We start from the raw sequence: 24,309 nt of genomic DNA on the forward strand, positions 1-24,309 counted from the left end.
TCCTCACTCAGGGTCCGCGCCCTGGTTCGACGTAAACCGGCGGTGAGAGTTCCTGGCTCCCGGGGCTCGTGTGCTCCCCGGTGACAGTGGCGGGACCGCGCCGGATTCGCACCGGACTTCCTCTCCTGCCGCCGTGATGGCTCGGGCAGTCCACCACGCACCGCGACAGCCCGTCAACTTGCCGTTGACCTGCCCTTAAGGGAACGCCCGGGGGAGTGCGGGCCACGACGGGGACAACGCGGCGGAACACGCAAAAGAACTCCCCCGCGGGTGTCCCGCGGGGGAGTTCGAGCCGTCAGGTCAGCTGACGATCAGGTAGATGCCGTACGCCACGGCCGCCGCGCAGAGCGCGAAGGAGGCGTACGCGCCCGTGCGGGCCAGGGTAGCTCCCCCTCGGCCTTCGGCCTGGGAGGTACCCCCATCGCCCTGCTCGGTGGCCGCCTCGTGCTTGGAGAGGCCGACGATGCCGAGGGTGAACAGCGTCACCAGGAGCACGGTGGCCGACAGGCTCACGCCGAAGACGGAGCCGAGGGCTGCCCAGTCGATGTCCATACCGCTTGATCCTCTGTGGTCAGACCGCGGCGGCCGGGGCCGCCGGGGACTCGGGGTGCTGGGAGGGGGCCGGGATGGTGGCCTTGAGGTCCTCGTCCGCGACGGCGGCGGTGGTACCGGCCGGCGGCGGGGTCACGGCCGCGATGGCGGTGGTGACCACACCGGGCTCCTCAACGTCCACGTCGTTGACGTTGTTGTGGTCGACGACCTGGCGGCGGGAGATCAGCCAGATGGCGAGGCAGGAGCCGACGAGGAAGACCGCGACGGCGGCGACGCCCCAGTCGCCCTGGCGGGTGACCAGCTCGGCGCCGGCGCTGACCAGCGCGGCGGCCGGCAGGGTCAGGCCCCACGCGACGAACATGCGGGTGGCGGTGGACCAGCGGACCACGCCGCCCTTCCGGCCGAGGCCGGCACCCATGACCGCGCCGGAGCACGAGTGGGTGGTGGAGAGGGAGAAGCCCAGGTTGGAGGAGGCCAGGATGACGCTCGCGGCCGAGGTCTGGGCGGCGAAGCCCTGCTGCGGCTGGAGGTCGGTCAGGCCCTTGCCCATGGTGCGGATGATGCGCCAGCCGCCGAGGTAGGTGCCGAGGGCGATGGCCATACCGGCGGAGACGATGACCCAGACCGGCGGGTTCGCGTCGGGCGCGATGGCGCCGCCGGCGATCAGGGCCAGGGTGATGATGCCCATCGTCTTCTGCGCGTCGTTGGTGCCGTGCGCCAGGGAGACCAGGCCCGCGGAGGCGATCTGCCCGGCGCGGTAGCCCTTGGCGGAGGTCTTCTCGCCGACCTTGTCGCCCAGCTTGTACGTGACCTTGGTGGCCAGCATCGCGGCCACGCCGGCCACGATCGGGGCGGCGACGGCGGGGATGAGGACCTTGGTGACGACGACGCCGCCGTTGACGGCGCCGATGCCCGCGGAGGCGACCGCGGCACCGATCAGACCGCCCATCAGGGCGTGGGAGGAGCTGGACGGCAGTCCGACCAGCCAGGTCAGCAGGTTCCAGAGGATCGCGCCGACCAGGGCGGCGAAGATCACTTCGGGCTGGATGCCCTCCTCGTTGACCAGGCCCTTGGAGATCGTCTTGGCGACCTCCACGGACATGAACGCGCCGACGAGGTTGAGCACGGCGGACATGGCCACCGCCGTCTTGGGCTTGAGAGCGCCAGTCGAGATGGTGGTCGCCATCGCGTTGGCGGTGTCGTGGAAACCGTTCGTGAAGTCGAAGACGAGAGCGGTAACGATCACGATCCCGAGGAGAAGCGTTATGTGCTCCATTTACCCAGGCTTCTGTTTGAGGTCAGTGGCTTCGTTGAACGTAGGCAACCTGAGTGAACGGAAGATGAACTGGGGCGGGCGGAGCGGTGTACCGGATCGGCGCCCCACGGGGCATTTTGTGCCGATTGTCCGGGTGATGTCCGTAAATATGCACGTCAGGACGAGGTGAACAGCCCGCTCCCGTGATGGAAACGGAACCGTCGGCGGGTCGCCGTGAGGCCCGCGAGAGACGCAGATCACGCGGCCCTCGACACCCTTCCGACCACCCGTAACCGGACGGCTCCGGCCAGTGACCGGAATGCGACGCTCCCCTTCCGCGCCTCCCTTCCGTGCCTCCCTTCGCGCCACCCGCCCGCGCCGCTCCGCTGGCCGCCCGGCCCGCGTCCGCCGACACTGGAGCCGTGCGCACCGCTACAGCGACGGCAGCGGCCGTCACCACGCTCATAGGTGCCGGAGCGGCCGCGGTCGCCGTCGGCAGGTACGTCGGCGACGCGGCCCTCCGCCCCGCCCCCGGCCGACCCCTCCCCGGCGGTCCCAGGCTCAGCGTCCACGGCGCGGCGGACGGGCAGGTGTCCCTGACCCGCTCCCTGGCCGCCCTGCGCCCCGGCCGGTACGGACTGGTCGCGCCCGGCGTGCACGCCGTCGTCGGCCCGGTGCTCGCGGAGGCCCCGCGCGACCCCGACACGGTCGTCCGCCGCCTCGAACGCGTCACCCACGGCACCCTCGCCACCGGCACCCGGGTCCGCTTCACCCCCGCGCTCCACGTCGGCGACCCCGGCTCCGCCCTCGGCCTGGAGTACGCCGACGTCGACGTGCCCGGGGAGCTCGGCGCGCTGCCCGCCTGGTTCGTGCCCGCCCCCCGCCGCACCTGGGTGATCACGGTGCACGGCCTCGGCGCCACCCGCGAGCACCCCATGAACCTGATGCCGTTCCTGAACGCCGCCCGGCTCCCGGTGCTCGACCTCGCCTACCGCAACGACCTCGGCGCCCCCGCCTCCCCCGACGGTCTCGGCCACCTCGGCGAGTCCGAGTGGCGGGACCTCGACGCGGCCATCCGCTACGCCGTCCGCTTCGGCGCCGAGCGCGTGGTCCTCTACGGCTGGTCCACCGGAGCCTCCATGGCCCTGCACGCCGCCGCCCGCTCCGCGCTCCGCGACCGCATCGCCGGGCTGGTCCTCGACTCGCCCGTGCTCGACTGGCACCTCACCCTGCGCAACCTCGCCGCCGCCCGCGGGACCCCCGGGCCGCTGATCCCCCTCGCGGTACGCGCCGCCGAGGGCCGCACCGGGCTGCGCGGCGACCGGCTGCCCGAGGCCGCCGACCCCGCAGGGCTGCGCGTCCCCGTCCTCGTGCTGCACGGCCCCGACGACACCCTCGCCCCCTACGAGCTGTCGCGGAACCTGGCCGACCGGCGACCCGCACTCGTCACCCTCCACACCGTCCGGGACGCACCCCATGGAGCGATGTGGAACGCGGCTCCCGCCGGGTACGAAGAGGCCCTGCGTCGCTTCCTCACGCCCCTCATGTGACCCCGCCCGCCACGGTTGGCGTGAACACGCCCGTGGTAACGGCCGGTTCCGTTTGGGCTTTCGGCGGGTGAAGGGCGAGACTGCTCCCCGTGACGTCCCGAAAGCCTGATGAGCAGTTGGCGCGCGACTCCAGACTCCGACTCGTCTCCCCGCGCTCGGTGGCCACCGCCCGCAAGGCGGTGACGAACCGGCGCACCCGGCCGGCCCCCCGCCCGCCCGCGGGCACCCCCGGCCCGGCCGAACTCGCCAACCGCGCCAGAGCCTCACTCGCGGACGAGGTGCGCCTCACCCGCTGGGCGGCCGAGCACCTCGGCGGCGGCACCGGCGCACCCCACCCCGGCACCACGGGCACCCTCCCCGCCGACGCCGTCGAACGCGCCGCCGGAGAGCTGCACCTGACCCCTGGCCAGATCCGCGCCGCCTGGGACCGCGCCCGCCTCGCCGGACTCGTCGAGGTCCACGGCACCAGCGCCCGCCCCGGCTGGCGACTGCGCGCCTGGGACAGCGACGACGCCGCCGTGCTGCGCGGCTGGGTCGCGCTGTTCGACGCCTGGTCCCTCATCCACCCCGCGCCCGACGGCGTCGCCCCCGCGGCGGTCGCCGAGGTCGTCGAGGCGATGCCCCAGCTGCTCTCCCTCCTCCAGCTCTCCGCCGGGCCGGTCACCGTCCCCGCGCTCCTGGACCTCCTCGGCCAGCGCGTCGCCGAACTCCACGACGAGCGCTGCGAGGTCCCGTACGAGGGCCCGGAGGACGAGGCCGCCGGGCCCGCCCCCGACACCGCCACCCTCTCCCGCCTGCTGCGCTGGGCCCTCGGAGCCCTCGCCGCCGTGGACGCGCTCACCCTCGGGCCCGCCCGCGCCACCCTCACGCCGCTCGGCAGCTGGGCGGTCTGGGTCAAGCTGGAGCAGATCTGCGTCGCCGCCCAGAGCCCGGCCGGGAACATCGAACAGCCCGCGGCCAACATGCTCCTGGGCTGCGCCCGGCTCACCCCCGGCCCGGCCCGTGCCGAGTACCGCGCCTGGCTCGCCGCCCGGCCGGTCGGGAGCGCCATCGCGGAACTCCTCCAGGCCGCCCGCGGCGAGGACGCCCTGCTCCGAGGCCTGGCCTTCGAGGCCCTGCGCGTGGTCGGCGCCCCCGCCGAGCCCGAGGTGCGGGCCGCGGTGGGGGAGCCGGCGCTCCGCCCGTACGCACTGCTCTGGCTCGCCGAGCACGAGGGCGCCGACCCCGAGGACGCGCAGGACGTGCTCACGCGCGAGGAGCAGACCTGGCTCTGGGTGGACACCGCCGCGGCCGTCGCCGACCACGGCGAGAACGAACTCCTGGTCCGCCACCTGGACTCGGCGGTCCGCACCACCGTGCCCCACCTGCTCGACGAGGTACGGGCCGTTGGCCACCCCCGCACCGTGCAGGTCCTGGTCGCCCTCGCCGCCGCCCACCCCGACCCGGCCCTGGCCAAGGCGGTCCGCCGCGCGGCCTTCCAGGTCCACACCGGAGGAATCTGAGACCGCCGCGCTGCGGTCGTTCCAGTGTCCTTCGTCGAAGCCACCCGGCGCGTGAGCCGAAGGGCGCGCCGGCAGTGAAGCACCCGGAGCTGAAAGAGCCCTAGGAGGAAGGCACGTAGGTGCCGAAGCTCCAGACGTTGCCCTCCTTGTCGCGGGCCATGTAGTCCCGCGAGCCGTAGTCCTGGTCGGTGGGCTCCATCAGGATCTCCACGCCGTGTTCCACGGCCCGGCGGTGGTGTGCGTCGACGTCCTCCACGACGACGTACACGCCCGTCGGGCCGGCCCCGGCCATGGCCTTGTCGAAGGCGCTGCCCGTGCCTCTGCTGCCGAGCATCACCACGCCGTTCCCGTACGACAGTTCCGCGTGCGCCACCGCGCCGTCGTCACCCTCGTACACCGCGACCCGGGTGAAGCCGAAGGCCTCGGTCAGCAGCTGGAGGGCGGCCTTGGCGTCCGCGTACAGCAGCGTCGGACAGATGGAGGGACTGCCTGCCATGACGTCACTTCCTCTCGTGAATGTGACCCACGGCACAGTCTGCCAGCCGGGTGTGACAGTCAGCGGAAGGTGTTGCACTGGGCCATGTCGCCCGTTCGGTACCCCTGGTAGAACCAGCGCTGACGCTGCTCGGCCGAGCCGTGCGTCCAGGCCTCCGGCATGACCCGGCCCTGGAACTTCTCCTGGATCCGGTCGTCGCCCACCGCCGCAGCCGCGCTCAGCCCGTCCTGGATGTCCTCGTCCGTCAGCCTGGTGATCAGGGTCCGGCCCTTCTCGTCCGGCGTCTGCGTCGCGTGGTGCGCCCACACCCCGGCGTAGCAGTCGGCCTGCAGCTCGACCCGCACCGCGTTGCTGTCCGCTCCCTGCCGGCCGTCCTGCGCCCTGGCCAGCGTGCCCGTCAGGTTCTGGATGTGGTGGCCGTACTCGTGCGCCACCACGTACGCCTGCGCGAACGGCCCGCCCGACGCCCCGAACTTGGTCCGCAGCTCCTCGAAGAACCCGAGGTCGAGGTACACCTTCCGGTCCGCCGGGCAGTAGAAGGGGCCCACCGCCGAGGTGGCCGTGCCGCACGCGGTGCCGACCCGGTTCGCGAAGAACACCGTCCGCGCCGGGCTGTACTGCCCGCCGCGCCGGGTGAACTCCTGCCGCCAGAAGTCCTGCGCGCTGTTGACCACCGCGACCATCCGGCAGTCCTCCCGCGCGTTCGCGTCCCGCCCCTTCAGGCAGGCCTGCTGCACCTCGGAGACCGTGGACGCCGAGGCCTGCGGCTCGGAGTCCCCGGACGACAGGCCCAGCTGCTCCGGGCCCACCCCGAAGAGCAGCCCCAGGACCAGCGCGATGAGGGCGCCGATGCCGCCGCCGATCGTCGCCTTCCCGCCGGGGATACGGCTGCCGCGCACATCCTGGACCTCCGACGTGTCCAGGTCGGCGTCGTCGTCGAACTGCATCCCGCACCGCCCTCGCTCGGGTAACCGACCCCCTCATCCTGTGCCGCGCGGGGCCGTACGGCCCCGGGCGGGCACCCGAACGGGGGACGCCGGGCCCGCCGGGGCGCCTGCCGGCCCGGCCGCGGCACGGTCCGGCCCCGCCGGCGCGACTAGGCTCGGCGCCCGTGTCCGCCCTTCCCCGAGGCGTCAGGGCCGCGTTCCCGGCGCTCCTCGCGCTGCTGCTCGCGCTCCCCGTGGCCGGCGCCGTCCACCGTTCCGCTGCCACCCCCTACGGGGACCGGCTCACCCGGCACCCCGCCCCCGTCGCCGCCGTGGGGCCGCCCGTCCTGCGCATCGAGGGCCCGGCCGTACGCGCCTACGGGCCGGGCCCCGGCCGCGTGCCCCTGTGGACGTACCGGCGCGAGGGCAGGGCGCCGGTGGCCGTACTCGCCGCCCCCGGCCACGCCCTCGCCCTCTGGGACGACGGCATGGTCACCGACACCGATCCCCGCGGGGCGGTCCGCTGGCACCGGGTCATGCCCGGCGCCGCCGAGGGCGCCCTGTGGGCCCTCGACCCCGGCGCGCGGATGCTGGCGGTGGTCACGCCCGGCCGCGTCTCCGCGTACCGCACCGACGACGGCGACCTGCGGTGGACCTTCCCCGCCCCCGCAGACTGCGCCTTCCGGCCCCGCGGGCTGCTCCGCCTGGGCCGCGTGCTGCTCGTCCCGCGCCCCTGCGAGGACCCCGCCCGCCCCTGGAACGAGGGCCTGGTGGCCATCGACGCGCTGGGCCGCGTCAGCCCCACCCGCCGCCCGCTCGGCAACGAGCGCCCGCGTGAGGCCACTCACAGCCCCGAAAAGCAGTTGCGCACCGCCGTTAGACTTAACCCCATGGCAAATCTCCTCGCGGATTAGCGGCGTCGAAGCTCGCCCCCGCCCCCTTCCGTCCCGTCCGCACTGGAGTATTTCCGTGATCACCGCTTCCGGCATCGAGCTGCGCGCCGGCGCCCGCATCCTCATCGAGAACGCCTCGTTCCGCGTCGCCAAGGGCGACCGCATCGGCCTGGTCGGCCGCAACGGGGCCGGCAAGACCACCCTCACCAAGTGCCTGGCCGGCGAGGGCCAGCCCGCGGGCGGCACCATCGCCCGCTCCGGTGAGGTCGGCTACCTCCCGCAGGACCCGCGCACCGGCGACCTCGACGTCCTCGCCCGCGACCGGATCCTGTCCGCGCGCGGCCTCGACGTGCTGATCAAGAAGATGCGCGCCAACGAGGACCGCATCGCCAACGGCACCGGCGCCACCCGCGACAAGGCCCTCAAGCAGTACGAGCGCCAGGAGACCGAGTTCCTCACCAAGGGCGGCTACGCGGCCGAGTCCGAGGCCGCGACCATCTCGGCCGCCCTCGGCCTGCCCGACCGCGTGCTCGGCCAGCCGCTGCACACCCTCTCCGGCGGTCAGCGCCGCCGCGTGGAGCTGGCCCGGATCCTGTTCTCGGACGCCGACACCCTGCTCCTCGACGAGCCGACCAACCACCTCGACGCCGACTCGATCATCTGGCTGCGGGACTACCTCAAGACCTACCGCGGCGGCTTCATCGTGATCTCCCACGACGTCGAGCTGGTCGAGACGGTGGTCAACAAGGTCTTCTACCTCGACGCCAACCGCTCCGTGATCGACGTCTACAACATGGGCTGGAAGCTCTACCAGCAGCAGCGCGAGGCCGACGAGAAGCGCCGCAAGCGGGAGCGCCAGAACGCCGAGAAGAAGGCCGCGGCCCTCAACGCCCAGGCCGACAAGATGCGAGCCAAGGCCACCAAGACCGTGGCCGCCCAGAACATGGCCAAGCGCGCCGACCGCCTGCTGGCCGGCCTGGACGCCGTACGCGTGTCCGACAAGGTCGCCAAGCTGCGTTTCCCCGAGCCGGCGCCCTGCGGCAAGACCCCGCTGACTGCGGAGGGCCTGTCGAAGTCCTACGGCTCCCTGGAGATCTTCACCGACGTCGACCTGGCCATCGACAAGGGCTCCCGCGTCGTCATCCTCGGCCTCAACGGCGCCGGCAAGACCACTTTGCTGCGCCTCCTGGGAGGCGTGGAGGAGCCGGACACCGGCCAGGTCACCCCCGGTCACGGCCTCAAGCTCGGGTACTACGCCCAGGAGCACGAGACCCTCGACCCCGAGCGCAGCGTCCTGGAGAACATGCGCTCCTCCGCGCCCGACCTCGACCTGGTCGAGGTCCGCAAGGTGCTGGGCTCGTTCCTGTTCTCCGGCGACGACGTGGACAAGCCGGCCGGCGTGCTCTCCGGCGGCGAGAAGACCCGGCTGGCCCTGGCCACGCTGGTGGTCTCCTCCGCCAACGTGCTGCTGCTCGACGAGCCCACCAACAACCTCGACCCGGCCAGCCGCGAGGAGATCCTCGGCGCGCTGCGCACGTACAAGGGCGCCGTCATCCTCGTCACGCACGACGAGGGCGCCGTGGACGCGCTGGAGCCGGAGCGGATCATCCTGCTGCCGGACGGCGTGGAGGACCTGTGGGGTCCGGACTACAAGGACCTGGTCGCCCTCGCCTGAGTCCCGGCGGCGGCCCCGGGTCCCGGCGCCTCGGGTCCCGGCGGCCCGTGCCGCCTCCCTGCCGAATGATCCAGAACGTTCTGGATCATTCGGCTCATGCGTGATCCATCATCTGAGTGAGACCGTCTGGTACCTCTGCGTGCACGGCGTCGCGCCCCGCCTCCCGGCCGGGTAAAGAATCACCAGGTCAGGGCCGTCAAAGATCCGGAGCGGTTAATTCCGCTCGTGACGGCCGCAGCACCCGCGGAAAAAGCCCCCCGACGGACCTTGTCGAATGGGTGGCCAGGAAGGCCACGAGGGGTGATCATGAGAAGTCCAGAGCGCACTTCCCATGAGGAGGCACGGGTGGCCGAGACTCTGAAGAAGGGCAGCCGGGTGACCGGCGCCGCGCGCGACAAGCTCGCGGCAGACCTGAAGAAGAAGTACGACTCCGGTGCGAGCATCCGGGCGCTGGCCGAGGAGACCGGCCGTTCCTACGGCTTCGTCCACCGGATGCTCAGCGAGTCCGGAGTCACGCTGCGCGGTCGCGGTGGCGCCACGCGCGGCAAGAAGGCTGCCACGGCCTGACAGGGCCGCGACCAGTCGCGGATCACAACTCCCCCAGTTGCCGCTGGGAGGGGCCCCACCGTCACGACCTTCGGTGACCCCCGGCCGTCCCCATGGTCGGCTGGGTGGTTACTGTGCAGTCACTTATATGTGTGGCTGCTCTCCCGGAGGCGCTGATGGCTCTGCTCGACAAGGACGGCGTACGGCTTACCGTCGAAGACACGGTCGCCACGGTGACACTGACCAATCCGGCCAAGCGAAACGCTCAGTCTCCCGCGCTCTGGCGGGCGTTGACGGAGGCCGGACGGCTGCTGCCGGGCACCGTGCGGGTCGTCGTCCTGAGTGGTGAGGGCAAGTCCTTCTCCGCCGGACTCGACCGGCAGGGGTTCACGCCCGAGGGCTTCGAGGGAGAGCCGTCCTTCCTCGACCTGGCCCGGGGCTCGGACGAGCGCCTCGACGCGACCATCGCCGAGTACCAGGAGGCTTTCACCTGGTGGCGTCGGAACGACATCATCACCATCGCCGCCGTACAGGGGCATGCCGTCGGCGCGGGCTTCCAGCTGGCCCTCGCCTGCGATCTGCGCGTCGTCGCCGATGACGTGCAGTTCGCCATGCGCGAGACGAGCCTGGGCCTCGTGCCGGACCTGACCGGCACGCACCCGCTGGTCTCCCTCGTGGGCTACGCCCGCGCCCTGGAGATCTGCGCCACCGGCCGCTTCGTCCAGGCGGAGGAGGCCGAGCGGATCGGCCTCGCCAACCTGGTCGTCCCCGGGGAGGAGCTCGGGGCCGCGGTCCAGGACCTGGCCGCAGCGCTGCTCGCCGCCCCGCGGGACGCGGTGATCGAGACCAAGAACCTGCTGCGGGGTGCCGTCACGCGTTCGTACGAGGACCAGCGCGCCGCCGAGCGGGCCGCGCAGGCCCGCCGCCTGCGCGACCTGGCGGGTCTCTCGGACTGACCCCGGACCCGGTCCCCGGCTGCCGGTGGGCGGTCCGGGGCCGCCCACGCGCATGACCGCCGCGAGCGCCGGCGGACCGGTTCGGCCGGTCCGCCGGCGCTCGCGCGTTGTGCCGCCGTCGGAGGTTTTCGCGAGGCGCGTCCGGGCAACCGCGCTTACGGTGGGTGGAGCCCCGAACACCCTGGAGGGAATCGCGATGACCGAAAGCGACACGGGCAAGCGCCTCCCCGAGCCCGGCAGCCGCGGGCGCACCACCATCGCCGACGGCGTGGTCGAGAAGATCGCCGGGCTGGCGGCCCGCGAGGTGGTCGGCGTCCACGCCATGGGCAGCGGGATGTCCCGCACCTTCGGCGCCGTACGGGACCGCGTCCCCGGGGCGGCGAAATCCGTCTCGCGCGGTGTCAAGGCCGAGGTCGGCGAGGTGCAGACCGCACTCGACCTGGAGATCGTCGTCGATTACGGCGTGTCGATCAGAGACGTGGCCCGGGCCGTCCGTGAGAACGTCATCTCGTCGGTGGAACGGATGACCGGCCTGGAGGTCGTCGAGGTCAACATCGCCGTGACCGACGTCAAGCTGCCCGACGAGGAAGACGAGGAGCCGGAGTCCCGGCTCCAGTAGCGCGCGTGACCGTGCGCGCCCGCCCCTGGCGCGCACCGTCCGCCGAGACGTGACCCGCCGAATCGGGATCCGCCGAGACGTGACCCGCCGAGAGGAGCTCTCGCGATGAGCATGGCCGTGGTCGGCCTGTTGGCCGGGATGGGGCTGGGGTTCGCCGGGTACTTCGGCGGCTTCGGTGCCTTCCTGCTGGTGGCGGCGCTCGGCGCCGTCGGTTTCGTACTGGGCCGGTTCCTCGACGGGGACCTGGAACCCGGTGACTTCTTCCGCCCGCGTGACGACCGGCGCAGGTGACGGGGTGACCACGGCCACGCCCGCACCCCGGCCCTCGCGCACCGCCGCCGTCCCGGTCGCCGAGCGCGGGTCCACCCGGATCGCCGACCGCGTCGTCGCCAAGATCGCCGCCCAGGCCGCGCGCGAGGCGCTGCCCAGGGCGGCGCGCGTCGGCACGGCACCGCACGCGACCGTCACCGTGCACCACGACATCGCACGCGTGCGCATCAGCCTCGAACTGCCGTACCCCGGCGACCTGGGCGCCCAGTGCGCCGCCGTGCGCCGGCACGTCGCCGCCCGCGTCGAGGAACTCGCCGGCATGACGGTGCCCGAGGTCGACATCGACGTCGAGCACCTGCACTCCGTCCACACCCAGCCGTCCCCGCGGGCCGGGCTCCGGTGACCGGCCCGGTGCCGACCCTCGGCGGGCCCGGGGCGGCGGAGGAGACGGCGGCCCCGGCCCCGGGCCGCGCCCGGCGCTTCTGGTCCGCCCGCCGGATCCCCTCGGCCCTCACCGCGCTGGTGCTCCTCGGCGGTTCCGCCCTCTTGCTCTACGACGTGGCCGCCGTGCGCGCCGACCGGCCCGGCATGGAGTGGCGGCACTCCCTCGCCGACGCCCTGGAGCGGCACACTCTCGACGACACGACCGTGACCGTGGGCGCCGCGGTGCTGGTCGCGGCCGGCGCGCTGCTGCTGGTCATGGCCCTCACCCCGGGGCTGCGCCGCCTGCTGCCGATGCGGCCGCTGCCGGGCGTGCGCGCCGGGCTCACCCGCAAGGCCGCCTCGCTGGTGCTGCGGGACCGGGCCATGGAGGTGTCCGGGGTGCAGTCGGCGCGGGTGGCGGTGGGCCGGAAGCGGGTCACGGTGCGGGCCGCCTCGCACTTCCGCGAACTGGACGACGTACGGGAGGACCTGGACCACGTACTGGCCGTCGGCGTGGCGGAGCTCGGGCTGGCGCACGCACCGCGGCTGCACGTACGGGTCACCCGTCCCGTGGGGAAGAGGTGAGCGGATGCGGCGGCTCGGGGTGGTCAACCGGATCGTGCTCGGACTGCTGGGCCTGCTCCTGCTGGCCCTCGGTGCGGCGCTGCTGGGCGGGCTGTGGCCCTGGTCCGGCCGCGCCGACGTGGTGCTGAGCCAGGCCGAGCGGGAGCGGTACCAGGCCGAGGGCTGGTGGTGGTGGGCGGTGCTGGGCGGACTCGCGCTGTGCGTCCTGCTGGCCCTGTGGTGGTTCCTGTCCCAGCTGCGCCGGTCCCGGCTGGCGGCGCTGCTGGTCGACACCGGCGACGGGGCCTTCGCCCTGCTGCGGGGGAAGGCCCTGGAACAGGTGGTGTCGGCGGAGCTGGGCGCGGTGGACGGCGTGGCACGGTCACACGTCACACTGCACGGCCGGCGCAGCGCGCCCTCCGCGCGGGTACGGGTGCTGCTCGCCCCGCACGCCGTGCCGGCGGACGCCCTGGACGTGCTGGCCGACCAGGCCCTCACCCACGCACGCGAGGCGACGGGCCTCCCGGAGCTGCCGACGGAGGCCCGTTTCAACGCGGAGTCCCACCACGCCCGACGCGTCACCTGACCCGGCGGGCGCGGTGGCCGGTCGCCCCGTCAGAAGCTGCGCAGGGCGCCGCCGTCCACCGGCAGCATGACGCCGGTCACGTACGAGGCGGCGGGGGACAGCAGGAAGGCGGCGGTGCGGCCGAACTCCTCCGGGGTGCCGTACCGGCGCAGCGGGATGCCGGCCTCGTTCCGCGTGCGGCTGGCCTCGGCGTCGCCGGACAGCTCGTCCAGCGCCCGCATCCGGTCGGTGGAGATCCGCCCGGGCAGCAGGCCCACCACCCGGATCCCGCGCGGCCCCAGGTCGGCGGCCAGGGACTTGGCGAACCCGGCGAGCCCGGGGCGCAGGCCGTTGGAGATGGCGAGTCCCGGGATCGGCTCGTACACCGAGGACGACAGCACGAAACCGATGACCCCGCCCTCCTCCAGCTCGGCGGCGGCCGCGCGGGCCAGCCGTACCGCGCCCAGGAAGACGGACTCGAAGGCCGCCGTCCACTGTTCGTCGGTGTTGTCGGCGGAGAAGCCCGGGGCCGGCCCGCCCACGCTGACGAGCACCCCGTCGAAGCGGCCGAACCGCTCGCGCGCTGCGGCGATCAGCCGCGCGGCGGCGGCCGGGTCGGCGTTGTCGGCGGCGACGCCGACGGCCACGTCCTCGCCGAGGCCGGTGGCGGCCTGCGCGACGCCCTCGGCGTCGCGCCCGGTGACGACCACCTTCGCGCCCTCCGCCACCAGCTCGCGGGCGGTGGCCAGGCCGAGGCCGCGCGAGGCCCCGGTGACGACGTACACACGGTCCTTCAGTCCGAGATCCATGGCCCCATCCTGCCGTGTCCGCCCCCGCGAGGGGAGCGGGGCGGGGAGCCCCGGGACGTCGGGGCGGCGTCAGGCCGGGGCGGGCTGCTCCCCGGCGCCCGCCGCTTCCGGCCCGGACGGGTCGGCCGGATCGACGCCGGACGGATCCGCACCGGACGGGTCCGCACCGGACGCATCGCCCGCGGACGGATCCGCGCCGGACGGACCGGCCGCGGCCCGAGCGGCGGCCGCCTGCTCGCGGTCCCGCTTCTCGCGCCGTACCAGGATCACCCAGCCCAGCGGCACGCCCGCCGTGAACAGCCACCACTGCACCGCGTAGGCCATGTGCGGGCCGATGGAGTCGTGGTCCGGCTCCCCGATGGGCTCGGGTCCGCCGGCGGCCGGCACCGGGTCGGTGAGTTCGACGTACCCGCCGAGCACCGGCTGGTGCAGCAGCGCGGACTGCTGGGCGCTGTTGACGAGCATCACCTGGCGGTCGGGCAGGCCCTTGAGGTCCTTGATGCCGCTGGCGCCGGTGGTCTCGTCCGCCTTGAGGCGTCCGGTGACGGTCACCTGCCCCTTGGGGGCGGGCGGCACGGCGGGGTACGCGCGCTGGTCGGCGGCGGCAGGCACCCAGCCGCGGTTGACCAGCAGCACCCGGCCGTCCGTCAGGACCAGGGGGGTGAGCACGTGCACGCCGAGCTGGTCGTCGGAGGAGGTGCGGCGGCGTACGACGACCTCGTGCGCGGTGTCGTACGTGCCGGTGGCGGTGACCCGGCGCCAGTAGTCGGCGCGCGGCACGGTGTGGCCGGGGGAGGTGAGGGAGGTGACCGGCACGGGCGGCGCGGCGAGGTTCCGCGCGATCAGCCCGTTCTGCGCGACCCGGTTCTCGTGGCGGTGGAACTGCCAGAAGCCCAGCTCGATCATCACCGGGACGAGGAGGAGGGCGAGGAGGGTGAGGCACACCCACTGCCGGGTCAGTACAAAGCGGTACACGCCACCGACGGTACCCGCAGCGCGGAAGACCCCGGCGAGCGGCCCCCACCCGCGCCCGCGGGGCGGTGGGGCGGTGGGGCGGGAGACGGTTCTCCGGGGTCGCGATCGGGTGCTCGTGCGGCGGCCGGGTGCCGTCACACGTGGTCGACGATGCCCACCTTCCCCTCCGCGCGGGCGCAGTGCCCGCCGCAGTACCAGTGGCCCTCGACCTCGACGCCCTGCCCGATGATCTGGACCCGGCAGTGCTCGCAGATGGGCGCCATGCGGTGGATGGCGCAGGAGAAGCAGTCGAAGACGTGCACCGCGCCCTGCGCGTGCACCTCGAAGGACATGCCGTAATCGTTTCCGCAGACCTCACAACGTGCCATGCGCCACAGGGTGGGACCAGCCGGTCGCGGCCGCCCGCCGCGCGGCGGCGAGTCGCCCGACCGTCACCCGTCTGCCGGAGCCACGTCCCGCAGCAGCTGGGTGTAGGCGGCTTCGTCGACGACCGGCGTGCCGAAGGACCTGGCCTTGAGGGTCTTGGAGGTGGCGGAGTCGGGGTCGTTCGTCACCAGCAGGCTGGTGAGCCGCGACACACTCGTCGCCACGTGCAGCCCGGCCTCGGCGGTCCGGTCCTCCAGCAGCTCCCGGTCGACGGAGGTGTCACCCGAGAAGGCGATCCGCATGCCCTGCTTGAGTGGTTTGCCGTCTTCGTACCGCCCCGGGTTCGGGTGCGGGCACGGCGGCCGCTTGCGCGAGGGCCGCCAGCTGACGGGCCGGTAGGAGGCCTGGTGCCCGACGCGGGGCGTGACCGGGGTGTCCGACCACTCCGTCAGCGGCCGGCACTCCAGCAGCGGCAGGCGTACGCCGTCCCGGGCGGCCGCGTGCAGCGACGGCCGGAACGCCTCGGCCAGCACCCGGGCGTCGTCCAGCGCGTGGTGCGCGCGCTGCTGGACCACGCCGAAGTGGGCGGCCAGCGACTCCAGCTTGTGGTTGGGCAGCGGCAGCCGCAGCTCCTTGGACAGGGCGATGGTGCACAGCCGCTGCCGCACCGGAGCCGCCCCGGAGGTCCGCGCGTACTCGCGGGCGATCATCTGCCAGTCGAACATGGCGTTGTGCGCGACGAGCACCCGGTCGGCCAGCCGCTCGGCGAACTCCTCGGCGATGTCCCTGAAGAGCGGCGCGCCCTCCAGCACCTCGCTGGTCAGCCCGTGGATCCACACCGGCCCCGGGTCCCGCTCGGGATTGACCAGCGTGTACCAGTGGTCCTCCACGTTGCCCTGCGCGTCGAGCCGGTAGACGGCGGCGGACACTATCCGGTCGTCGCGAGCGAGCCCGGTGGTCTCCACGTCGACGACCGCGTACCCCTGCGGGTACGCGGCCGGCCACGTCGTCTCTGCGGTCGTACGGTCGTCGAGCATGGTCACAGAGGATACGGGCCCCCACCGACACCCCGCTGCCCGCATGGGTCAGCCGAGTTCCGCGACCCGCCGCCGGCGCGCACCGGAGGGTGAACCGGCCCCGCCCGAACGGCATCACGTCACACGGCCGGGCGGTCGCCGAACGGGGTCATCGGGGCGGCGGGCCGAGCAGCGCCGTCGCCAGGGTCCGCACCGAGAGGAGGAAGAGGCGTTCGGGGTCGGGTGGGCGGGAGAGGGCGCGGGAGAGGGACGGGTCGCCGGGGAGGGCGCCCGGTTCCCACAGGTCCGTCTCGGCGGGGGACTGGACGGGGGAGCGCTCGCGGTTGCGCTCCACCAGGACGAAGCCGACGATCTGGAACTGGATGGCCCGTACGGCGTCCGCGGCGCGGGTGCCGTGCAGGCCCGCCGCCCGCACCTCGTGGACCAGGGCCTGCTGGGCCGGCAGGAACATCCGCTCCGTCAGGCCGCGTTCGTGGACCATCGCGATCAGGTGCGGCCGCGCGCGCAGCTCGCGGCGCAGCCGCCGGGCCACCGAGACCACGCGCTCGGCGGGGGTGCGGCCGGTGGGGGAGATGGCGCCCATGTCCTGGACCGTGCGTTCCACCAGGGCGTCGAGCAGCGACTCGCGGTTGCCCACGTGCCAGTAGATCGAGGTGACGGCCGTGCCCAGTTCCGCGGCCAGCTTGCGCATCGTCAGGGCGGCCGGCCCGTGCTGTTTGACCAGCGCGGCGGCGGCCTCCAGGACCTCGTCGCGGGTCAGCGAGCTTCTGGCCATCGTGCCTCCCTGGTGGCTCCGGCCCGGGACGGCAGCCGGATCTGGTGGTCCGTCAGTTTGGCGCGTGCAGCGGTCTTTACCCTTCATCGGTGCCGGTGTAACTGTGTTACAGAACCGACGACGAAGGGGTGGTACACCCATGGCACGCGTACGGTACGGAGCGCGCACCGAGGCCGAGATCGCCGCGTCACGCGCCAAGAGTTCCCAGCTCCCCGACATCTGGTCCACCGGCGTGGTGGCCGTCTGGGAGACCGACCCCGACGTGGTGGCGGCCGTCCTGCCACCGCCCCTCAAGCCCGCCGAGCGCCCCTTGGTGCGGGCCAACATCAGCAAGGTCGACCTCCCCGGCTACCCCCTCGGCGCCGGATCGGTGGCCGTCGCCGCCCGGCACGGAGGCGTCGAGGGCTGGTACCCGCTGGTCATGCCGATGACCCACGAGCGGGCGCTGACCGGCGGGCGCGAGGTGTTCGGCGAGCCGAAGAAGCTGGGCGAGGTCACCGTCGAGCGCGACGGCCTCGTCGTACGGGCCGCACTGGCCCGGCACGGCATCGCCTTCGTGGAGGTGCGCGGCGCCGTGGGCGGCGCCCTGCCGCTCCCCGAGCCCGTCCGGAAGACCGACTTCTACTTCAAGTTCCTGCCCGCCGTCGACGGCTCCGGCTTCGACGCCGACCCCGTGCTCGTGCACTGCACGCGCAACGAGAAGGTCCGCAGGCTGGAGAGCGTCACCGGTGACGTGGTGCTCCGCGAGTCGATGTACGACCCCGTCGCCGACCTGCCGGTCCGCCGCCTCGTCGAGATCACCATCGGCGAGAAGACCACCGACCAGCAGGGCCGCGTGGTCGAGCGGGTCAGCGCCCAGGCCCTCCTGCCGTACCTCCACCAGCGCTACGACGACCCGCAGCAGGCCTTTGACGGCCCGCCGGAAGGGAGCGTGTGACATGCGCCTCGAAGCAGGCCAGACCGCCGTCGTCACCGGCGCCGCCGGCGGCATCGGACTCGCCATGGCCCGCCGCTTCGCCGCCGAGGGCCTCCGGGTCGTCCTCGGAGACGTCGAGGAGGGCGCGCTCGCCAAGGCCGCGGAGGAACTCGCGGCCGACGGAGCCGAGGTGCTCGCCAGGGTGGTCGACGTCAGCGACCGCGACTCCGTCGTGTCGCTCGCCGACGCCGCGTACGAGGCCTTCGGCGCCGTCCACGTCCTGTGCAACAACGCCGGCGTCGGCTCCGGCGCCGAGGGCCGCATGTGGGAGCACGAGCCCAACGACTGGAAATGGGCCTTCTCCGTCAACGTCTGGGGCGTCTTCCACGGCATCCAGGCCTTCGTCCCCCGCATGCTCGCCGGCGGCGCCCCCGGGCACGTCGTCAACACCTCCTCCGGCGACGGCGGCATCGCCCCGCTGCCCACCGCCTCCGTCTACGCCGTCACGAAGGCCGCCGTCGTGACCATGACCGAGTCGCTCTACGCCCACCTCAAGGCCGAGGGCGCGGCCGTCGGCGCCTCCGTCCTCTTCCCCGGGCCCCACATGCTGCGTACCGGCCTGTGGGAGTCGCACCGCAACCGCCCCGAGCGGTACGCGAAGCAGCGCCCGCGCAAGACCCCGTACCGCAGCCTCGACCAGTACGAGGCCGCCATGCGCGCGGCCGGCCAGGAGGTCCGGTTCACCCCGGTCGAGGAGGTCGCCGAGCACGTCGTCGACGGCATCCGCGCCGACCGCTTCTGGATGCTCCCGGCCAGTGAACACAGCGACAGGCAGATCCGCGCCCGGTCGCAGTCGATGCTCGACCGCGCCAACCCCGCGTACCTGGAGAGCTTCATCCTCGACTGAGAGGCCCCCGTGAACGACGAGACCGCGCACGACAGCACGTACGAAGACCCCTACCTGATCATCTCCTCCGACTGCCACGCGGGCCTGCCCACCGAGCAGTACCGCCCCTACCTCGACTCCCGCTTCCACCCGCAGTTCGACGACTTCCTCGGCGAGCGCGACGCCCGCCGCGAGGAGGCCACCCGGCTCGGCATCCGCAACGAGGCCTTCGCCGAGAAGTGGTTCCAGGACAACGAGGAGGGCCTCAGGGGCGGCTGGGACACCGCGCAGCGCCTGAAGGAGCTCGACGGCGACGGCGTGGCCGGCGAGGTCGTCTTCCCCGACGCGGACGCCGTCGACAGCCAGACCGCCGCCCCCTTCGGCGTCGGCCTCGGCCTCTCCGGCGACCAGGACCCCGACCTCGGCATGGCCGGCGCGCAGGCGCACAACCGCTGGCTGGCCGAGTTCGTCTCCGAGAACCCCGAGCGCCACTGCGGCGTCGCGCTGCTGCCCGTCACCGGCGACCCCGACAAGGTCGTCGCCGAGATCCACCGCGCCAAGGAGTCCGGTCTCGGCGCCCTGATGATCCCGTCGATGTGGGTGGACAAGGCCCCGTACCACGACCGCCGCTACGACCGGATCTGGGCCGCCGCCGCCGAGACCGCCATGCCGGTGGTCACCCACTCCGGCGCCGCGCCCCGCCACGAGTACGGCGACCACCTCGGCATCTACGTCTCCGAGGTCACCTGGTGGCCCGCCCGCCCGCTGTGGTTCCTGCTCTGGTCGGGCGTCTTCGAGCGGCACCCCGGCCTGAAGTTCGGCGTGGCCGAGTCCGGCTGCTGGTGGCTGCCCAACCAGCTGTGGTTCATGGACCGGCTCTACCTCGGCGCCCACGGCGGCAAGAAGCTCTCCCCCTTCGCCGAACTGAAGCGGCCCCCGAGCGAGTACCTCGACCGCCAGGTGTTCGTCTGCGCCACCAACACCAAGCGCCGCGAACTCGCCCAGCGCTACGAGATCGGCGTCGACAACATCCTCTGGGGCTCGGACTTCCCGCACCCGGAGGGCACCTGGCCCAACACCCGCCAGTGGCTGCGCAACACCTTCCACGACATCCCCGTCGCCGAGACCCGCCGGATGCTCGGCCTCGCCGCCGCCGAGGTCTTCGGCTTCGACACCGGGAAGCTCGCGCCCCTCGCCCGCCGCATCGGCCCCACCCCGGCCGACCTCGGCCAGTCGCCCGACCAGGCGGCCGTCGAGGCCTCCTGGGCCCGCTCCCGCGAGACCGGCCGCCACTGGCTGACCGGCGGCGACTTCCCGGTCCTGGGGGTGAGCGGATGACGGCTGCCCGCCCGGACGGCACCGGGCACGACCGCTACACGGTCATCTCGGCGGACTGCCACGCCGGCGCCGACCTCCTCGACTACCGGCCGTACCTGGAGAAGAAGCACCACGACGACTTCGACGCCTGGGCGGCCACGTACGTCAACCCGTACGAGGACCTCCTCGCCGACACCGCCGACCGCAACTGGAACTCCGACCGCCGCCTCGCCGAGCTGGAGGCGGACGGCATCGTCGCGGAGGTCGTGTTCCCCAACACCATCCCGCCCTTCTTCCCCAACGCCTCCCTGATGGCGCAGCCGCCCACCCGCGCCGAGTACGAGCAGCGCTGGGCCGGGCTGCAGGCCCACAACCGCTGGCTCGCCGACTTCTGCGCGCAGGCGCCGGGCCGGCGCGCCGGCGTCGTCCAGATCCTCCTCAACGACGTGGACGCGGCCGTGGCGGAGATCCGCCGCACCCGCGAGGCCGGCCTGACCGGCGGCATCCTGCTGCCGGGAGTCCCGCCCGGCTCGGCCGTCCCCGAGCTGTACTCCGAGGTCTACGACCCGATCTGGGCGGTCTGCGACGAACTGGACGTCCCCGTCAACCACCACGGCGGATCCGCCTCGCCGCCGCTCGGCCCGGAACCCGCGGCCCGCGCGGTGTTCATGGTGGAGACCACCTGGTTCTCGCACCGCGCGCTGTGGCACCTGGTCTTCGGCGGTGCCTTCCGGCGCCACCCGAACCTCAGGCTGGTGCTGACCGAGCAGGGCTCCGGGTGGATCCCGGGCGTGCTCGACATGCTGGACTACTACCACGGCCGCCTCGTCTCCGCCGCGACCCGGGCCGCCACGGCGGAGTCCAAGTTCGGCGCGGGCCTGGCGGACGCGATGGGCAAGGGCCCGAGCGAGGTCTGGCGGGACAACTGCTTCGTGGGGGCGAGCTTCATGCGCCCGCACGAGGTGCCGCTGCGGGAGCGGATCGGCCTGGACAAGATCATGTGGGGCAGCGACTACCCGCACGACGAGGGCACGACGCCGTACTCCCGCGAAGGCCTCCGCATCGCCTACGCGGGCCTGCCGCGGGAGGAGGTCGCAGCCATGGCCGGCGGCAACGCGGCCCGCGTCTACGGCTTCGACCTCGCGCTGCTGGACGCCCTGGCCGCCGAACACGGCCCGACGGTCGCGGAGATCGCCGAGCCCCTGAAGGCGCCCCCACCCGAAGCCACCAGCCCGGCCTTCGCAGCGGGGGGCTCGGTCCGGGTCTGGTGAGGGTCCCCGTCGGGGCGGATCAGAACGCGCTCAGGCGCTTGATCCGCTCCGGCGGGATCCGGTCGATCCCCTCGATGTGGACGTTCGCGTCGACCTCGATCGTCAGCCGGTCGAGAGCGGCGAGGGGACTCAGGTTGTGCCGGCTGCCGGGGCCGGTCAGGACCAGGCGTTCGAGGCCGGGCAGTTCACCGAGCGCCGCCAGCCCGCGGGGAGAACACGAGTTGCCCAGGAACAGCTCCGTGAGCTGGGGCTGGCCGAGCAGCAACCCGGCGTCCAAGTCCGGCTGCCGGAAGAGGAGCAGAGTGCGGAGCCTGGCCAGCGGTGGAAGTCCGGCCAGCTCGGTCAGGTAGACGGGCCCCTCGATGGTCAGCCGCGCGAGTTCGGGCCATGGTTCGAAGGAGTCGAGCCGGTATCCGGGGCGGGTCAGGCCGAGTCCCGTGAGGGAGCGTGGAGCTGGCACCTGCGACAGCCGTTCCGCCCCGGATGCCGTGCCCAGCGTCAGCGCCGCGAGTGCGGACATCCCGGCCAGCGGCGAGAGGTCCAGGCCGGGGTGCAGGTCGGTCAGCAGCAGGGCCGACAGGTTGCTGAGGGCGGTGAGCGGTGTCAGGTCGGACAGCTCGGGACAGCCGTACAGGCCCAGGTACTCAAGTTCCGGGTGCGCGGCAAGGGCGGTGAGGTCCGACAGGCCGTTCCGGTAGACGACCAGGGCCGTCAGCCGCCGGCTGGTCAGCCAGTCCGGAATCCCCTCCGCATCGCTGACGTGCACGCTCTCCACTTCCGGTAGACCGGCGACGGCGGCCTGCTGCTCGGGCCCCCGGACCATGAGCATGGTCCTGCCCAGGGCCACGCCGGCGAGCACCCGGGCGGCGTACTCACCGGGGTCGAACATCTGCCAGCTGTTGGCGAGCCCCCAGCGCACGGCACGCCGTTCGTCATCCCGGAACCTGGCGATCACCCCCATCGCCCGCTCTCCGCCCACGAGTGCGGCCGTCCGCACGCATGCGGCGGCCTCGTCCTCCGACAGCCCCGCGGGGCCCGGCAGCAGGTCCAGCACCAGCTCCCCCGCCTTCGCCAGCTCCTCGGCCTGCTCCGGTGTACGCGGCGGCAGGAGCTCCGCCGTCCGGGACTCGATCTCCCGGCGGAGGGCCGGCTCGAGCTCCGGCGCGTGCTCCAGGCAGGCCGCGGCCAGCAGCACCAGCCGGTTGCGTGCGCCTTTGACCTTGTCCGCCCGCTTCAGCAGCCCCCGCAGGATGCGGGCCCGTTCGTCCGGGCGGGCGTGGCCCACCGCCATGCGGACCACGTCGTCCCACGTGTCGTCCTGGGCGTTCTTCACCAGCACGCCGAAGTCCCGGGACTCCACCGCCGCCTTGGCACCCAGGTAGTCCTGGAAGGTGCGGTGGACGAAGTCCACCGCCCCCGGCACCGGTTCGCGCAGCAGCCCGCTGCGGATCAGCAGGTGTGTGAACACCTGATCCGCGTCGCCCTGTTCGCGGACCTGCGGCATCGCCTCCAGCCATTCCGCCACCATCTCGATCGCCTCGTCCCGGCCCGCCTCCATCTGGCCGTTGCGGATCAGCCAGTACGCGAACCGCTGGAGCAGCAGGATCTGCTCGTCCCGCGTGAGGTAGACCCCCTCCACCCCGCTGATCTCCCGCTCGGTGTCCCGCCGGACCAGCAGCATGTCCAGCGCGGCGTCGTACAGCTCCTTGCGCGCCCGCGGGAGCTGCATGCGCCGGTCCCGGTTCAGCGCGCACAGCAGGGCGCACATCAGCGGGTTGGTCGCCAGCCGGGAGAGGTCACGGCGGGCGGAGACCGCCTCCAGCAGCGAGGCCTCGTACACGCCGAGGTCCTCCCCCGGGCAGTCGGTCCCGGCGGCGCGGTGCCAGTGCGAGATGAACGCCGCCACGTCCCCCCGCTCCATCGGCAGCAGCGTGTGCGGCACGAACCCTTGGCCGGCCAGCCAGTCCTCGGGCACCGCGGACGGTCGCGTGGTCACCACGTACCGCGCCTTTGGGAAAGCCGTCACCAGCGACCGCAGCCAGGTTTCCGTGCGGGCGCGCAGCCGCTGCGGCACCTCGTCGACGCCGTCCACCAGTACCAGGGCCCTGCCACTGAGCATCAGGTCCTGGGCCCAGCCGGACGGAGCCGACAGCGGCACGCCGGACGCCTTCAGAAACTCCTCCGGCAGCGGCAGGTGATCCGCCGTGGTGAAGGAGCGCAGCCGCAGCACGAACGGCACGCACGTACTCCACGGACCGCCCCACTGCCCTGCCGCGTTGACGGCCAGCCACTGCATCAGCGTGCTCTTCCCCGAGCCCGCCGCGCCGCGCAGCAGCACCCGGTCCGCCGCGCCCAGCGCCTGCTCGGCCTTGACCGTGGCCCGGTGCGTGCCCGGTTCGCGGGGCAGCACCGGCTGCTGCTCGCCGCTCACCGCCAGGCTGATGTACGCGAGGTCCAACGGCCATTCCTCCCGCCGCCGGCCGGTCGTCAGCCCGAAGAGCCGGAGCCGGCCGTACGCCTCGGCGACGTAGGCCGCGTACCGCTCTTCGAACGCGTGGGCAGCCCCGTCCCCGTGGTCCGCCAGCCGGTCGACCGTGCGCTGCAACTCGCCCGTGCGGCGAACCAGTTCCACATCAGCGCGGGCCCCGAACGACGGCAGCGTGGTCAGGTACTCCATGGTGTGCGCGCACGCCAGCCGGATCAGGTCCCGGCACACGGCCTCGGCCTCCGGGCTCAGGCCGGCGGCCGCCGGTACGGGCGTTTTCGCCGCCAGCGATGCCGGGTCCAGGTCCGCGGCGAACAGCGCGTCGGCGTCCAGCGGCCCCAGCCCGGCGAACGCGTCGGCCACTGCGTCCAGGGCCGCGAGCCGCTCGTGCTCCGGCAGCCGCGCCACCGCCGGGCCCAGTCGCGCCGCCAGCCCCTCGGCCAGCCGCCGCAGCTCCGGCTCGCCCAGCTTCTCGGGCCGCTGCCAGCGTGCCGCCGGCCGGACCGCCCGGTCCGCGATGCCGGCCCCCGGCACCTGCCCCAGCCGCGAGCGGTACAACCAGCCCGCAGCCGTACTCGCCGTCCGCAGGACGGCCGTCTCGATCCCCGTCATCCCCTGTCGCCCCCCTTGACGTCGCCGCCCGGAACCTACCCACCGAACCCCCGGTAACCCCGCCGGAT

General features: G+C 73.4%; 25 protein-coding genes and 1 riboswitch. Of the genes, 15 read left to right on the plus strand and 10 right to left on the minus strand.

Annotated features, from left to right (window positions below):
- Positions 1 to 25 precede the first annotated feature (25 nt).
- A riboswitch (cobalamin riboswitch) is annotated at positions 26 to 171 on the minus strand.
- A gap of 129 nt (positions 172 to 300) precedes the next feature.
- Together ACIF6F_RS03040 and ACIF6F_RS03045 are read right to left on the minus strand one after the other, a co-directional pair.
- Positions 301 to 552 carry a hypothetical protein gene (locus tag ACIF6F_RS03040; RefSeq protein WP_399940328.1) on the minus strand — a complete coding sequence of 84 codons (252 nt, stop codon included), beginning with the start codon at positions 550 to 552 and terminating at the stop codon, positions 301 to 303.
- Positions 553 to 571: 19 nt separating this feature from the next.
- A complete protein-coding gene (locus ACIF6F_RS03045; protein WP_399940330.1) occupies positions 572 to 1,828 on the minus strand; it encodes an anion permease in 1,257 nt (418 codons plus the stop codon).
- A gap of 401 nt (positions 1,829 to 2,229) precedes the next feature.
- Between ACIF6F_RS03045 and ACIF6F_RS03050 the strand changes: the two genes are divergently transcribed.
- Positions 2,230 to 3,357, plus strand: a complete 1,128-nt coding sequence (locus ACIF6F_RS03050; protein WP_399940332.1) for an alpha/beta hydrolase — start codon at positions 2,230 to 2,232, stop codon at positions 3,355 to 3,357.
- A 179-nt stretch (positions 3,358 to 3,536) separates the two neighbouring features.
- The gene (locus ACIF6F_RS03055) at positions 3,537 to 4,859 is read left to right on the plus strand and encodes a hypothetical protein (RefSeq protein ID WP_399940567.1); all 1,323 of its coding nucleotides are present in this window, start codon (positions 3,537 to 3,539) and stop codon (positions 4,857 to 4,859) included.
- 100 nt (positions 4,860 to 4,959) lie between these two features.
- On the opposite strand, the gene ACIF6F_RS03060 is transcribed toward ACIF6F_RS03055, so the two are convergent.
- Complete coding sequence (locus tag ACIF6F_RS03060) at positions 4,960 to 5,355, minus strand: VOC family protein (protein WP_399940335.1); 396 nt, start codon at positions 5,353 to 5,355, stop codon at positions 4,960 to 4,962.
- Between the two features lie 59 nt (positions 5,356 to 5,414).
- Positions 5,415 to 6,302: a neutral zinc metallopeptidase gene (locus ACIF6F_RS03065; protein WP_399940337.1), complete on the minus strand. Its 888-nt coding sequence runs from the start codon at positions 6,300 to 6,302 to the stop codon at positions 5,415 to 5,417.
- 164 nt (positions 6,303 to 6,466) lie between these two features.
- Here ACIF6F_RS03065 and ACIF6F_RS03070 point away from each other — a divergent pair, with 164 nt between their 5' ends.
- From ACIF6F_RS03070 to amaP, 9 genes are all read left to right on the plus strand, one after another.
- Positions 6,467 to 7,195, plus strand: a complete 729-nt coding sequence (locus ACIF6F_RS03070) for a hypothetical protein (protein ID WP_399940340.1) — start codon at positions 6,467 to 6,469, stop codon at positions 7,193 to 7,195.
- Between the two features lie 55 nt (positions 7,196 to 7,250).
- Positions 7,251 to 8,849 (plus strand): ABC-F family ATP-binding cassette domain-containing protein, encoded by a 1,599-nt coding sequence (locus tag ACIF6F_RS03075; RefSeq protein ID WP_399940342.1) that lies wholly within the window; start codon positions 7,251 to 7,253, stop codon positions 8,847 to 8,849.
- A 345-nt stretch (positions 8,850 to 9,194) separates the two neighbouring features.
- Positions 9,195 to 9,416: a helix-turn-helix domain-containing protein gene (locus tag ACIF6F_RS03080; RefSeq protein ID WP_018518904.1), complete on the plus strand. Its 222-nt coding sequence runs from the start codon at positions 9,195 to 9,197 to the stop codon at positions 9,414 to 9,416.
- Between the two features lie 155 nt (positions 9,417 to 9,571).
- Positions 9,572 to 10,351 carry an enoyl-CoA hydratase/isomerase family protein gene (locus tag ACIF6F_RS03085; protein WP_399940570.1) on the plus strand — a complete coding sequence of 260 codons (780 nt, stop codon included), beginning with the start codon at positions 9,572 to 9,574 and terminating at the stop codon, positions 10,349 to 10,351.
- A gap of 196 nt (positions 10,352 to 10,547) precedes the next feature.
- Positions 10,548 to 10,970, plus strand: a complete 423-nt coding sequence (locus ACIF6F_RS03090) for an Asp23/Gls24 family envelope stress response protein (RefSeq protein ID WP_399940345.1) — start codon at positions 10,548 to 10,550, stop codon at positions 10,968 to 10,970.
- Between the two features lie 105 nt (positions 10,971 to 11,075).
- Positions 11,076 to 11,261 (plus strand): hypothetical protein, encoded by a 186-nt coding sequence (locus ACIF6F_RS03095; RefSeq protein ID WP_399940348.1) that lies wholly within the window; start codon positions 11,076 to 11,078, stop codon positions 11,259 to 11,261.
- Between the two features lie 4 nt (positions 11,262 to 11,265).
- Positions 11,266 to 11,643, plus strand: a complete 378-nt coding sequence (locus ACIF6F_RS03100; protein WP_399940351.1) for an Asp23/Gls24 family envelope stress response protein — start codon at positions 11,266 to 11,268, stop codon at positions 11,641 to 11,643.
- 8 nt (positions 11,644 to 11,651) lie between these two features.
- On the plus strand, positions 11,652 to 12,248 hold the full coding sequence (locus ACIF6F_RS03105; protein ID WP_399940354.1) for a DUF6286 domain-containing protein: 597 nt from the start codon (positions 11,652 to 11,654) through the stop codon (positions 12,246 to 12,248).
- A gap of 4 nt (positions 12,249 to 12,252) precedes the next feature.
- On the plus strand, positions 12,253 to 12,813 hold the full coding sequence (amaP, locus tag ACIF6F_RS03110; RefSeq protein WP_399940357.1) for an alkaline shock response membrane anchor protein AmaP: 561 nt from the start codon (positions 12,253 to 12,255) through the stop codon (positions 12,811 to 12,813).
- A 29-nt stretch (positions 12,814 to 12,842) separates the two neighbouring features.
- Here amaP and ACIF6F_RS03115 read toward each other — a convergent pair whose 3' ends face one another.
- From ACIF6F_RS03115 to ACIF6F_RS03135, 5 genes are all read right to left on the minus strand, one after another.
- The gene (locus ACIF6F_RS03115; RefSeq protein WP_399940360.1) at positions 12,843 to 13,601 is read right to left on the minus strand and encodes an SDR family oxidoreductase; all 759 of its coding nucleotides are present in this window, start codon (positions 13,599 to 13,601) and stop codon (positions 12,843 to 12,845) included.
- Between the two features lie 69 nt (positions 13,602 to 13,670).
- Complete coding sequence (locus tag ACIF6F_RS03120) at positions 13,671 to 14,576, minus strand: SURF1 family protein (RefSeq protein ID WP_399940363.1); 906 nt, start codon at positions 14,574 to 14,576, stop codon at positions 13,671 to 13,673.
- A 134-nt stretch (positions 14,577 to 14,710) separates the two neighbouring features.
- Positions 14,711 to 14,944: a hypothetical protein gene (locus ACIF6F_RS03125; RefSeq protein WP_399940366.1), complete on the minus strand. Its 234-nt coding sequence runs from the start codon at positions 14,942 to 14,944 to the stop codon at positions 14,711 to 14,713.
- 63 nt (positions 14,945 to 15,007) lie between these two features.
- Positions 15,008 to 15,985, minus strand: coding sequence for a DEDDh family exonuclease (locus ACIF6F_RS03130; RefSeq protein WP_399940367.1), 978 nt, complete (start codon positions 15,983 to 15,985; stop codon positions 15,008 to 15,010).
- A 142-nt stretch (positions 15,986 to 16,127) separates the two neighbouring features.
- Positions 16,128 to 16,754: a TetR/AcrR family transcriptional regulator gene (locus ACIF6F_RS03135; RefSeq protein WP_399940370.1), complete on the minus strand. Its 627-nt coding sequence runs from the start codon at positions 16,752 to 16,754 to the stop codon at positions 16,128 to 16,130.
- Positions 16,755 to 16,893: 139 nt separating this feature from the next.
- Here ACIF6F_RS03135 and ACIF6F_RS03140 point away from each other — a divergent pair, with 139 nt between their 5' ends.
- The 4 genes from ACIF6F_RS03140 to ACIF6F_RS03155 are packed head-to-tail and all read left to right on the plus strand — an operon-like array spanning position 16,894 to position 21,144.
- A complete protein-coding gene (locus ACIF6F_RS03140; protein ID WP_399940373.1) occupies positions 16,894 to 17,691 on the plus strand; it encodes an acetoacetate decarboxylase family protein in 798 nt (265 codons plus the stop codon).
- Between the two features lies 1 nt (position 17,692).
- A complete protein-coding gene (locus tag ACIF6F_RS03145; RefSeq protein WP_399940376.1) occupies positions 17,693 to 18,577 on the plus strand; it encodes an SDR family NAD(P)-dependent oxidoreductase in 885 nt (294 codons plus the stop codon).
- Between the two features lie 9 nt (positions 18,578 to 18,586).
- Complete coding sequence (locus tag ACIF6F_RS03150) at positions 18,587 to 19,894, plus strand: amidohydrolase family protein (RefSeq protein WP_399940379.1); 1,308 nt, start codon at positions 18,587 to 18,589, stop codon at positions 19,892 to 19,894.
- On the plus strand, positions 19,891 to 21,144 hold the full coding sequence (locus ACIF6F_RS03155) for an amidohydrolase family protein (protein ID WP_399940382.1): 1,254 nt from the start codon (positions 19,891 to 19,893) through the stop codon (positions 21,142 to 21,144). Before ACIF6F_RS03150 ends, ACIF6F_RS03155 begins: the two co-directional genes overlap by 4 nt.
- A 19-nt stretch (positions 21,145 to 21,163) precedes the next feature.
- Here ACIF6F_RS03155 and ACIF6F_RS03160 read toward each other — a convergent pair whose 3' ends face one another.
- Positions 21,164 to 24,241: an NACHT domain-containing protein gene (locus tag ACIF6F_RS03160; RefSeq protein WP_399940384.1), complete on the minus strand. Its 3,078-nt coding sequence runs from the start codon at positions 24,239 to 24,241 to the stop codon at positions 21,164 to 21,166.
- Positions 24,242 to 24,309 lie beyond the last annotated feature (68 nt).

This window comes from Streptomyces sp. NPDC086023 (assembly GCF_044540325.1).
GTDB lineage: Bacteria > Actinomycetota > Actinomycetes > Streptomycetales > Streptomycetaceae > Streptomyces.